13 protein-coding genes are annotated in these 12,512 nt (G+C 38.8%); all 13 read left to right on the forward strand.

Annotated elements, in window-relative coordinates; genetic code table 11:
* The first annotated feature begins 21 nt into the window (after nucleotides 1-21).
* Complete coding sequence (hepT, locus tag AC4D4B_RS00455) at nucleotides 22-984, forward strand: heptaprenyl diphosphate synthase component II (protein WP_490998867.1); 963 nt, start codon at nucleotides 22-24, stop codon at nucleotides 982-984.
* 90 nt (nucleotides 985-1,074) lie between these two features.
* The gene (ndk, locus tag AC4D4B_RS00460; protein WP_490994073.1) at nucleotides 1,075-1,521 is read left to right on the forward strand and encodes a nucleoside-diphosphate kinase; all 447 of its coding nucleotides are present in this window, start codon (nucleotides 1,075-1,077) and stop codon (nucleotides 1,519-1,521) included.
* 194 nt (nucleotides 1,522-1,715) lie between these two features.
* Entirely contained in the window at nucleotides 1,716-2,519 is an 804-nt protein-coding gene (locus AC4D4B_RS00465) for a CheR family methyltransferase (RefSeq protein ID WP_490994074.1), read from the forward strand.
* 162 nt (nucleotides 2,520-2,681) lie between these two features.
* Entirely contained in the window at nucleotides 2,682-3,854 is a 1,173-nt protein-coding gene (aroC, locus tag AC4D4B_RS00470; protein ID WP_490998868.1) for a chorismate synthase, read from the forward strand.
* Nucleotides 3,854-4,969, forward strand: a complete 1,116-nt coding sequence (gene aroB / locus AC4D4B_RS00475) for a 3-dehydroquinate synthase (RefSeq protein ID WP_490998869.1) — start codon at nucleotides 3,854-3,856, stop codon at nucleotides 4,967-4,969. Before aroC ends, aroB begins: the two co-directional genes overlap by 1 nt.
* Entirely contained in the window at nucleotides 4,969-5,331 is a 363-nt protein-coding gene (gene aroH / locus AC4D4B_RS00480; protein WP_490998870.1) for a chorismate mutase, read from the forward strand. The genes aroB and aroH overlap by 1 nt, the downstream gene beginning before the upstream one ends.
* A gap of 26 nt (nucleotides 5,332-5,357) precedes the next feature.
* Nucleotides 5,358-6,464, forward strand: coding sequence for a histidinol-phosphate transaminase (gene hisC, locus AC4D4B_RS00485; RefSeq protein ID WP_490998871.1), 1,107 nt, complete (start codon nucleotides 5,358-5,360; stop codon nucleotides 6,462-6,464).
* 17 nt (nucleotides 6,465-6,481) lie between these two features.
* On the forward strand, nucleotides 6,482-7,585 hold the full coding sequence (locus tag AC4D4B_RS00490; RefSeq protein WP_490998872.1) for a prephenate dehydrogenase: 1,104 nt from the start codon (nucleotides 6,482-6,484) through the stop codon (nucleotides 7,583-7,585).
* 18 nt (nucleotides 7,586-7,603) lie between these two features.
* Entirely contained in the window at nucleotides 7,604-8,902 is a 1,299-nt protein-coding gene (aroA, locus tag AC4D4B_RS00495; RefSeq protein ID WP_490998873.1) for a 3-phosphoshikimate 1-carboxyvinyltransferase, read from the forward strand.
* A 435-nt stretch (nucleotides 8,903-9,337) separates the two neighbouring features.
* The gene (locus AC4D4B_RS00500) at nucleotides 9,338-10,585 is read left to right on the forward strand and encodes a tetratricopeptide repeat protein (protein WP_490994081.1); all 1,248 of its coding nucleotides are present in this window, start codon (nucleotides 9,338-9,340) and stop codon (nucleotides 10,583-10,585) included.
* Between the two features lie 27 nt (nucleotides 10,586-10,612).
* Nucleotides 10,613-11,170 (forward strand): ReoY family proteolytic degradation factor, encoded by a 558-nt coding sequence (locus AC4D4B_RS00505; protein WP_490994082.1) that lies wholly within the window; start codon nucleotides 10,613-10,615, stop codon nucleotides 11,168-11,170.
* A 190-nt stretch (nucleotides 11,171-11,360) separates the two neighbouring features.
* Nucleotides 11,361-11,813 (forward strand): DUF2487 family protein, encoded by a 453-nt coding sequence (locus AC4D4B_RS00510; RefSeq protein WP_490998874.1) that lies wholly within the window; start codon nucleotides 11,361-11,363, stop codon nucleotides 11,811-11,813.
* A gap of 182 nt (nucleotides 11,814-11,995) precedes the next feature.
* A complete protein-coding gene (locus AC4D4B_RS00515) occupies nucleotides 11,996-12,499 on the forward strand; it encodes a QcrA and Rieske domain-containing protein (RefSeq protein ID WP_490994084.1) in 504 nt (167 codons plus the stop codon).
* The last annotated feature ends 13 nt before the right edge of the window (nucleotides 12,500-12,512 follow it).

Here is a 12,512-nt window from a genome sequence, read left to right on the forward strand (position 1 = left end):
AGTTTAACGGGAAGTGGAACTATGAAATTACCAAAATTGTATTCAATCTTCAGACAGGATATCCAATTAATCGAAAAAGAACTGCGTTCATCAATACAAACGGATTGCAGACAACTTCAGGAAGCATCTATGCACACTCTGAAAGCTGGAGGCAAACGTATACGTCCCGTTTTCGTCCTGCTCACCGCGAAATTTGGAGAGTATGATATCAATCAAATTAAGTATGCTGCAGTTGCTCTGGAACTCATTCACTCAGCTTCATTAGTACATGATGATATCATTGACGAAGCCAAACTGCGTAGGGGATCGCTGACGGTTCGGTCTAAATGGGATAATAAAATGGCTACGTATACAGGAGATTACATATTTGCCAGGGCTCAGGAGCTTATGACTCATATTAAAGATCCTTTGGCACATCAGGTAGTGGCTAAAACCATCATGGAAGTCAGTATAGGCGAAATAGAACAAATACGCGATAAGTACAATTTTGATCAAAATCTGCGTAATTATTTAAAACGTATTAAACGGAAAACGGCTGTCTTAATTGCCGCCAGCTGCCAATTGGGTGCGATTAGTGCAGGGGTTCCAGAGGATATTCATAAAAAATTATTCTTGTATGGTTATTATGTGGGAATGTCCTTTCAAATTATGGATGATATACTTGATTTCACGGCCTCTGAGAAAGATCTGGGGAAACCTGCGGGAAGTGATTTATGGCAGGGGAATATTACCTTACCTGTTTTGTTTGCCTTACAACAACCACGTTTGGCCAAGCTTATTCGAACTGTTCACGAAGATATGAGTTTAGAAGAGTTACAGCCTATTCTCGAATCTATCAAGCAATCAGGAGCAATCGAGAAATCCATCGACTTAAGTAATGCTTACTTAGATAAAGCATTTGAAATTCTGGAATTATTGCCAGAGTCGAAAAATACGGATTATTTATATGAAATAGCAAGATTTATCGGAAAAAGGAAATACTAAAATGTTATTTCCTTTTTTCGTTTGCTTTATACATGTAAATAATGGTATTATTCTTTCTGAAAGCCCATACATACGAACAGAGGTGTAATGATGGAAAAAACATTTTTAATGGTTAAACCAGATGGTGTACAAAGAAATTTAATCGGGGAAATTGTATCACGTTTAGAAAGAAAGGGCTTTCAGCTTGTTGGGGCGAAATTGATGGTGATTCCAACAGAGACGGCTGAAAAGCATTACGAGGAACATAAAGAGCGTCCTTTCTTTGGTGAATTGGTTGACTTTATTACATCAGGACCAGTTTTTGCAATGGCATGGCAAGGGGAAAATGTGATTGCGACTGCACGTCAAATGATGGGATCTACTAACCCAAAAGATGCTGCTCCTGGTACTATCCGCGGCGATTATGGTGTAACGGTAGGCAAAAACATTATCCATGGCTCTGATTCACCTGCAAGTGCAGAAAGAGAACTTGGAATCTTCTTTAAAGAAGAAGAGCTTGCTGAATATACAAAATTAGCGAATGAGTGGATTTATTAAGTAGATAGATAAAGATTAAGGGCTGTCAACAAGGTTGGCGGCTTTTTTTATGCATGTCTTACAGGTTTATAGGAGTTTTTTTAGGAAAGATCATGGGAAAGTTATTGGCATAAATATTCATTTCTGGTTATATGATTGAATCTGCTAATTTTGTATACTTATAGTAAAAAAGATTATTGGAGTAGAAGGGGTATATGATAAAAAATAATGATGACTATCAGGGGTTTGTTAAAGGGATAAACTATTTAACAGGAATCAATTTATCTTTATATAAGGAAGCGCAAATGAAAAGACGTATTACCTCCTTATATGAAAAACAAGGCTTTAATGGGTTTCAGGATTATTACAATCATCTTCGTAAAGACCAGTATTTATTAAATGAGCTTCTTGACCGTATGACAATCAATGTTTCGAATTTCTTTCGGAATTATAGAAGGTGGGAGGTTTTGGAGAAGGAGATTCTGCCGGAATTACTATCTGAAAAAAAGACACTGAAAATTTGGAGCGCCGCTTGCTCAACGGGTGATGAACCCTATTCACTTGCTATGGTGTTAGCCCGCTTAAATGCCCTGAATCGCGTCTCTATCCTGGCAACCGATATAGACCGGAATGCTTTAGAAATTTGCAAGAGGGGTATTTATTCAGAAAAATCTTTGGGGGAGATACCTGAAGAGTTAAAGAATAAGCATTTCGAATTCGTGGATGGCTTTTATCATATTAACCAACAAATAAAAAATGCAGTCACGTTCAAGAAACATAATTTACTGGCTGATTCGTATGGCCAATCATACGATTTAATCATATGCCGTAATGTTCTGATTTATTTTACGGATGAAGCTAAGGGATTATTATATAAGAAATTTTCCCAATCACTTCGTCCTGGCGGAGTTCTGTTTGTGGGCAGTACTGAACAGATCTTTAACCCGAATATATATGATTTTATCAGTACAAAAACGTTTTTCTATAAAAAGAAAAACCATCATAGGGTACATAGCTAATTAGACTTAGTATTATGAAAGATAATTAGGAGGCTCCGGCTAAGAGTTGATGGTAGGACCTTCTTAATCTGATGTACAATATAAGTAAGAAAATTACCATAAGAATAACAGAATATGATATATTATTACATAAATGCTTTAAAGTGATGAAGGAGGAGTCTTATGAGATATATAACTGCCGGGGAATCCCACGGCCCCCAATTAACAACGTTAATAGAAGGATTACCTGCAGGAATGCCGTTGTCTGAGGAAGATATCAATAAGCATCTTGCCAGGAGACAAAAGGGATATGGACGCGGAAGAAGAATGCAAATTGAAAAAGATACAGTAGAGATAACAGCAGGAATTCGTCATGGCAGGACGTTAGGATCACCTGTTGCTCTGCAAGTGAAAAACCGGGATTGGACTCATTGGACCCATGTCATGGGAATTGAGCCAATTGATGAAAAGGCAGAAGATGAAATCAAACGTAAAATCACAAGACCGCGCCCAGGGCATGCTGACCTGAATGGCGGTATGAAATATGGACATAGAGATTTGCGCAATGTTTTAGAGCGCTCGTCTGCAAGAGAGACAACTGTCCGAGTGGCAGCTGGAGCTGTTGCAGTGAAACTGCTTAGTCTGCTTGGCATAGAAATTGTTTCGCATGTTGTTGAAATCGGTGGCATTAAAGCAGCTGAAACAGAGATTAAGGATATGAAAAAGATCCAACAGCTGGCAGAGGATTCTCCGGTTCGCTGTCTTGATGAAAAAGCTGCTGAGAAGATGATGGAAGCCATTGATATGGCTAAAAAGAATGGCGATACATTAGGAGGAGTCGTTGAAGTAGTGGCGACGGGAATGCCTGCTGGTGTTGGGAGCTATGTTCATTATGATCGTAAATTAGATGCAAAAATTGCAGGTGCAATCCTTAGTATTAATGCATTCAAGGGTGTCGAATTCGGGATTGGTTTTGAAGCGGCCAGAATTCCGGGCAGTCAGGTGCATGATGAAATCATTTGGGAGGAAGGACAGGGATATAGCCGTAAAACGAATCGCCTAGGCGGTTTTGAAGGCGGAATGACTACTGGCATGCCTGTAGTAGTGCGTGGAGTTATGAAACCAATCCCTACCTTGTATAAGCCGCTCAACAGTGTGGATATTGACACGAAAGAGTCATTTACAGCCTCGATAGAACGCTCTGATGCATGTGCTGTTCCGGCAGCGGCGGTTGTTGCCGAGCATGTGGTAGCGTGGGAGCTTGCCAATGCTATCATTGAACAATTTTATTCTGATCGAATGGAGTCATTGGTTGAATCCGTTAATCAACAAAGAATTTACGCGAGGGAATTTTAATGGAAACAATTCAAATTAAAACTTCTTCAAAGGAATACCCGATTTATATAGGTGATGGAGTGATTGAGGAGCTCCCTATATTTTTGGAGAAAAATTTTAAAAGAAAACCAAAAGTATATGTGATAACGGATGAACTTGTATCGTCTCTTTATTCAGAACTGATTAAAACGCGGTTGACCAAACATGGTTATGAAGTAATCATCCATGCCGTACCAACAGGAGAAAGAGCAAAATCATTCTCTGTATATGAAGAATGTCTAACGGTAGGATTTGAAAATAAACTTGATCGTGACAGCCTCGTATTAGCTCTGGGCGGAGGAGTGGTGGGAGATTTAGCTGGATTTGTAGCTGCGACCTATATGAGAGGTATCCCCTATATTCAACTGCCAACAACCTTGCTGGCTCATGACAGTGCTGTGGGAGGTAAAGTGGCTATTAATCATCAACTGGGTAAAAATCTAGTAGGTTGTTTCTATCAACCGGAGGCAGTCTTCTATGATAGTTCATTTTTATCTACTTTACCAGAGAAGGAATGGCGCTCAGGATTTGCCGAGTTAATTAAGCATGCCCTACTTTGCAGTAAATCCTTTTATGATGATTTAAGAAATCAGTATGGCAGTATTTCAGATCTGCAATCCAAATCATTGGTTTCGTATATAAAAAAAGGGATTTCTGTTAAAGCTACTATTGTATCGGAGGATGAAAAGGAAAAAGGTTCGCGTGCTTTTCTTAATTTTGGTCATACATTAGCTCATGCGATTGAAGGGGCAGCTGGATATGGTGTGGTAACCCACGGGGAGGCTGTAGCCTTTGGTATGTTATTTGACCTATATTTGAGCCAAAAGTATGCTGATTTTTCTTTTAATCTATCTACGTTTAAGGATTGGTTAACCAATTTAGGCTACCTTCAAATACCAAAAGAAATTTTATCAGCAGAATTATTGCTGCCATTTATGAAACTTGATAAGAAAAATAAACAAGGGACAATAGCGACGGTCCTTTTAAACGATTATGGCAGACCAACTTTATATTCCTATTCTGATACGGAAATACAAGACGAATTAACCTATTTCTTAAACAATATAGTCGGAAGGGAGAAGGGTTATCCATTATGATGAGAGGCATCCGAGGAGCCATTACCATAGAAGCGAATAAAAAAGAACATATTGAAAATAAAACAGAGATCTTGCTTCGAGAAATGATCCAACAGAATCACCTCGAGGCAGAGTCTATTGCATCTATATTCATATCTGTTACAGATGATATAGATGCAGGGTTTCCAGCTGCTATCGTTAGAAAAATAGCTGGATTTACATATGTTCCTGTGATGTGCATGCGTGAAATTCCAGTACCTGGTTCCTTATCATTGGCCATACGGATTATGATTCATGCCAATATAGATACAGCCCAAAAGGATATCAAGCACATTTATCTGGAGGGGGCAACGGTCCTTAGACCTGATTTGACAGAGATATAAGCAATTAAAAAGGGGGAACTGGAGCTTTGAAATGGAAGAATCATTTGTATACATTAGAGCCTTATAAGCCAGGCAAACCAATTGAGGACGTAAAAAGGGAATTTGGGTTGGAGGAAATTATCAAACTGGCATCAAATGAAAACCCTTATGGATATTCATCCGCGGTTGCGAAAACGTTGAAGGAAACAGATTGGTCTCTTCCCTTGTATCCGGATGGAGGGGCTGTTAATCTGCGTGAGGTCTTAGCTACCTATTTAGGAGTTGAAGAAAATCAGCTAATCTTTGGAAATGGTTCAGATAATATCATCCAAATGATAGCAAAGGCGATTCTTGCTCCAGGTGTAAATACGGTTATGTCTACGGGTACCTTTAGTCAGTACAGCCATAATGCCATTCTTGAACAGGCAGAAATCAGGGAGGTACCACATATCAATGGCAGACATGATCTGGATGGTATGCTTCGTCAGATAGATGCTGACACGGGGATTGTATGGATTTGTTCTCCTAATAATCCGACAGGAGAATACATACGAAGTGAGGAGCTTCTCCCATTTTTGAGTCAGGTGCCTAACGATGTATTAGTTGTATTTGATGCAGCTTATTATGAGTACGTAACAGCTGCAGATTATCCTGAAATCTTACCGTTAATTAATCAGTTTGATAATTTAATCCTATTACATACTTTTTCAAAGATTTATGGGATGGCGGCTTTGCGTATTGGTTATGGAGTGGCTAATTCCGATATTATCCGTATGCTTGAGCCTGCAAGAGAGCCATTTAACGTCAATGCATTAGCTCAAAAGGCTGCAATTGCTGCTATTAGTGATCAAGACTTTATTGAGGAATGCAAACAAAAAAATAGAGACGGCCTTCAGCAATATTATGAATTTTGTAAGATTCATAGCTTAAGTTACTATCCATCACAAGCAAATTTCATCTTAATCGATACAGGCCATGATGGAAATGAAGTCTTTCAATATTTAATGAGAAAAGGCTTTATCGTTCGTTCCGGGCAGGCTTTAGGTTTTCCGACATCGATTCGGATTACAGTTGGTTCTGACCAGCAGAATGAAGCTGTTTTGAAAGAGCTGGAAAATTTCCTTTTGATGAAAGAAAATAAAGAAACCAAATAGATAGGTGAGGTGCCTCCATGCGTGGGAATGTGTTAATGATAGGTCTTGGTTTAATTGGAGGATCCATTGCTTTATCTATTAAAAAGGAACATCCGAAGGCATTGATACTAGGATATGATGTGGATCGAAAACAGGTCCAGCTGGCAAAAGCATTAAAAGTAATCGATGAAGAGATTGCGGATTATAAAGAGGCTGCCGGAAGAGCGGATGTTATCATTATCGGAGTACCGGTGCAAGCTACATCAACCGTTATGGAAAGTCTGTCAGCGTGTACGCTGAAAAAAAGCGTTATAATTACGGATGTAGGAAGTACAAAGGCAAAGATCATGAAAGAAGCAGAGCGTTTGTTTAGCATGAATTACACGTTTATAGGCGGTCACCCAATGGCTGGATCTCATAAAAGCGGAGTGACGGCGGCAAAAGTGCATCTTTTTGAAAATGCTTTTTATATATTGACACCGGCTGTTCATGCAGGTGATAAAGAGGTAGCTGAGCTGAAGATGTGGCTGAAGGGGACGAAAGCCAAATTCATTGAAGTGGATGCTCATGAGCACGATTTAATGACTGGTGTCATTAGTCATTTGCCACATATTATGGCAGCCTCGATTGTTAATCAGGCTGAACAGGCTGAAGCGAAACATGATTTGGTTGCAAGACTGGCAGCCGGAGGATTTAGGGACATTACCCGAATTGCTTCATCCAGTCCTCAAATGTGGAAGGATATTCTAATTCAAAATGATCAAGTATTAATCGATCTTTTGAACTCCTGGATAGAGGAAATGACAGAGGTCAGAGAATGGATTCGTACGAAGGATGAGGAAAAATTGTATACCTTTTTCCAAAGTGCAAAAATATTTCGTGATGAGATGCCGGCCCATAAAAAGGGCGCAATTCCGTCCTTTTATGATTTATATGTGGATGTCCCGGATTATCCAGGCGTTATTTCGGAGATTACCGGTTATTTAGCAAAATCTAATATAAGTATTACGAATATAAGAATCATTGAGACACGTGAAGAAGTGTACGGTGTATTGGTCATTTCATTTCAATCAGATAAAGATCGCAAACTAGCGGTTGAATGTTTACGTGATGCAACTAATTACGATACTTATTATGACTGAGATAAAAGGAGGAAAGGCATGGAAAAAATCCTATTATTCGAAACCCCGCAGTTGAGAGGCACAATTGAAGTACCAGGAGATAAATCTATTTCGCACAGAGCGGTCATGTTTGGGGCAATAGCGGAAGGAAAAACGACGGTATATCATTTCTTAGAGGGTCAGGATTGTTTAAGTACGATTGAGTGTTTTCAAAAAATGGGTGTGGATATTCAAAGAGAAGGCGATAGGGTCACCATTCAGGGTAATGGATATAGTGGTTTAAAGGAGCCGATTGGCTTGCTGGATGTCGGCAATTCGGGGACAACCATCCGACTTCTTATGGGATTACTCGCCAACCAGCCCTTTTCTATCACTTTCACTGGTGATGAGTCCATTGCAAAAAGGCCAATGAGAAGAGTGGTAGATCCGCTGAGAAAAATGGGAGCAAGGATATCCGGAAAAGAGGATGGCAACTTTATACCGCTCGAAATGAATTCAGGTGAGCTGTCAGGTATTGAATATGAGCTTCCAGTAGCAAGTGCCCAGGTGAAATCAGCTATTCTTTTGGCTGGATTACATGCGAAAGGAACCACAACTGTCATTGAAAAAGCAGCCACAAGGGATCATACTGAACGGATGATTGAATCGTTTGGGGGAAGTATTCATATCGACGGCAACAAGATCAGTGTTACAGGAAATCAGGTGCTGAGTGGAAAAGATGTTCATGTTCCCGGAGATATATCCTCTGCAGCGTTTTGGATGGTTGCCGGCACCATTGTTCCAAACAGTGAGATTATATTAAAGAACGTTGGACTGAATCAAACTAGAACTGGTATTATTGATGTTTTGAGAGAAATGGGAGCAAACATTGAAATTCAGTTAGACAAACTCGGAGAACTTGCGGAAGAATCCGGAACAGTCACAGTAAAAACTTCTTCTTTGAAGGGGATAACCATTGCCGGAGATATCATCCCAAGATTAATCGATGAGCTGCCTGTTATTGCCCTGTTAGCTACACAGGCTAAGGGAACAACTATCATTAAAGATGCTGCTGAGTTAAAGGTTAAAGAAACAAATCGTATTGATGCCATCGCTACTCAATTGGGTGCGCTTGGAGTCAATATAACTCCAACAGACGATGGTTTAATCATTGAAGGAGAACAAACCTTGCATGGAGGTACGGTGGACAGCCTAGGTGATCACCGAATCGGAATGACATTGGCGATTGCGTCACTGCTTTCCAAAGACACTGTAGTATTACAGAATGCTGATGCCATTTCTGTATCCTATCCAGGTTTCTTTGATGATTTAATTAAACTTGTATCCATTCACGAGTAAAAGAGAGGGGAACCTCTCTTTTTTTGGTACTAAAATTTCTGATAGTTTCATAGCATGTCTAAAAGAAAGTCAATGAAACCCTTGCCTTTACATATGTAAAAATGGTTGATAGGGCGGTGAAAATCTAATTAATTAAATGGATAGAAAGAATAAAATGGAAGAAAACGGAACGGTCGCTTTTTGTTATATGATAAAGTATACTTATAAAACCTTAAAATAAGACTCCAAGCTCTATACCACAAAAAATCATTTTAATTTCCTTATCAGATAAATATTTTTTCTGGAGTTTCCATTAGCTCTTTATACAGGTTAAAAAAAGTGAGTATAATAGGGGTAATAACAAAATTTTAAATGCTCCGGATAGAACGAATATTATTTTGCCGAATGACCAGCAGATTTGTTATAGATTTAGGGAAACAGAAAGGAATACCAAAGATGAAAATTGAATCAATTATAAAAAAACTGATGCAAGGTGAATTTGAAGAAGCTAAAAAACATATAAATCAGATTAAGCAATCCAACAATGATGACGATGTTTATACCTTAGCGGAAGAAATCGCTTCACTTGGTTTTATGGAAGAGGCAAAGGAGCTTTTTGAAGAATTGCTGAAGCGTTATCCCGATGAAGGAGAGATTTTATTTTCATTGGCTGAAGTATCAACTGAATTAGGGCAGGAAGAGGAAGCTTTGTTATATTTAGAGAAAATTGATCAGGAAGATCCGATGTACCCAGGAGCACTCCTATTATTAGGTGATTTATATCAGGGAATGGGTATGGAGGAGGTCAGTGTTCAAAAGCTAAAAGAAGCCAATCGAATTTTACCGGATGAACCCATTGTAAAATTTGCTCTTGCAGAACTTTATTATCAACAAGGACATTTCCGTTCGGCTGTAGAATTATATAGCAGTATCTTAAAGAATGAGACTGTAATAAATGGCATTTCGATTTATAAGAGATTAGCCTTGTCACTTGTATCGTTGGGCGAATTTGAAGAGTCGCTCCCTTATTTCAAAAAAGCTGGCAGGGAGGATGATGACGTAAATTTACTGTTTGAATATGGATTTGCTGCGTATCATGCAGGAGAATTTCCAACAGCAATAGCTAAATTTACAGAGCTTAAGGAAATAGACCCTGCCTATCATTCACTTTATTTGTATTTAGCTATGGCCTATGAAGAGTCCCTTGATCTGGAAAAAGCACTGGGTGTTGCAGAAGAAGGGATTAAGGAAGATCCATTCAATAAAGAAATATTCCTGTATGGTGCTGAGCTCGCAAGTAAGCTTGGAAATACGGAGAAAGCTATTAAATGGCTATCGGAAGCCATTGCGATTGATCCGGGTTACCTCGAGGCAATCCTAACTTTAGGCAAGCTTTATTTACACGAAGAAATGTTTGACCATGTCATTGATTTGGTATCTTCTGTTAGAGCGATGGGGGAGGATGATCCGCAATTCAATTGGCTCCTGGCAACGGCATATTCAGAGCTCGAGGAGTATAGTGAAGCATTATCATGTTACAAAGAGGCACATGAATTTTTTGGAGATAATAGAGACTTTTTGCATGAATACGGTTATTTCTTACTGGAAGACAGTAAATTCGAAGAAGCCAGGTCGATATTTAAGACATTACTCCACGAAGACCCAAGCAATGATGAGTATATTGATATTTTAGAACGAATTTAACTAATTTGTACAGAGGAGGGCTCCACCTTGAAAACCCCTGTTTCTGTCGATGAGAAGAAGGAATTTATACGCTGGTTTCTGAACCATTACCAATTAAAGCGCAGAGAATGTGTATGGATATTAAATTACTTAATGAGTCATGATCAGCTCATGATGAATGTTCATTTCGTGGAAGGGGCGAAGTATTGTCCGAAAGGGATGGTTATGTCCACTCATTGTGTAGAAGATGTGCCATTCAGATTCTATAAGAGTAATATCATGACAACCGATGCAGAGAAGTCATTCCATGATATACGGCTTAATAAGGACGAGGATATCTACATACAATTGAATTTCAGGACAGCCTACTCATCCTATCAGTATGCAGCCGTACTCGAGGAAAATCCTTATCAGCCAAAAAACCTACCCGGTAATGAACAGGATCAATATATTGCAGAAAATATTTTAAAAATCAGTCTATCCAGATTTGAAGAGGAACGGTTAGCACAAATGATTGATGAGGCAATTGATAACCGTGATATCGAATTATTTAATAAATTAAGCAGTCAGTTGAAGAGAATCCGATCTCAGGAATCTATTAACTAATAGCAGCCACACATATTTCTTTGAGAGAAAGAAAATATGTGTGGTCTTTTTTTATGCTTCACCGCTTAAATTGGCAAATGCGTATTCTAACAGGATGAGGAACAAAGATTTCTCCCTGAATTGTAAGCTTATTTGTATATATTTTACTTATTATGTTTTACAATGGAAAAAGAAGTCGAGGGGGAAAATTATGAAATATCAGTCAATTGACACAGAATTATTCAGTAAATCCAAAGAATATATTGATACTATAGTTATCCCGTTAAATCCGGTTGATTTTGATGATACATTTAGCCAGACGGTATCATCCTACGAATTTATGACATTGCTGACGCATGAGCTCGAAAAAGAATTAAAGGGCCGTCTATTTTTAGCCCTGCCTCTGCCATATATTAAAACTAGTAAGACGGAGGAGAAATTAAATCTCTTGTCTGTATGGGTAGATTATTATAGAGGTCAGGGGTTTAAATATATCCAATTTCTCACTACTGACAGTAAATGGACAAGTATAGATGAGGGCGGACATGTTTTATGGATACCGGCAATCCCTATTGAAAAAATGCCACTGGACGCGATTAAAACAGTCATAAGTGAACAAACGAAACAGCTTGTTGATATACTCGCAGAATCTTGGAATAAATAATATGTTTGTAAGTAAATAGTATATTGGTATAAAACAGGAAAAATAAAACATGTATTTCCTTAACTGGGAGTTTATTGACCTATTAAAAATATTAGGATATTATTGTAATGTCCTAGTTTTATGGAGTTTGTGCAATTTTCTATTTTGTATGACTTTTTCGATATAAGGGGGGGAGAAATTTTATGAGCAGCCAAAAAGTATCAAGACGCCAATTTCTGAATTATACGCTTATGGGCGTTGGGGGGTTCATGGGAGCGGCAACACTTATGCCTATGCTGCGTTTTGCAGTCGATCCAGCTTTAAAAGCGAATGCATCTGGGGAGTTCATTAATACCGGATTAAAAATATCTGAGATTACTGAAACACCAACTCGTGTCGATTATAAAACTGAGGTAAAAGATGGATGGTACGAAGCTGAAGAGACAAGAACAGCATGGGTTTACAAGGATGAAAACGGCAAGATAGTTGCCCTTTCTCCGGAGTGTAAACATTTGGGATGTACGGTGAACTGGGAAGGATCAGAAGATCATAAGAATGAATTTTATTGCCCATGTCACGGAGGTCGTTATGAAAAGGATGGGAAAAACGTTCCGAAAACGCCTCCAATCAAGCCACTCGATGTTTACGACAAGCAAGAAAAAGATGGAGTGTTATATTTAGGCAATGCAAATGAAAATAAAGTGTAGGGAGGCATAATCA

Source organism: Pradoshia sp. Z6_59 (assembly GCF_058267515.1).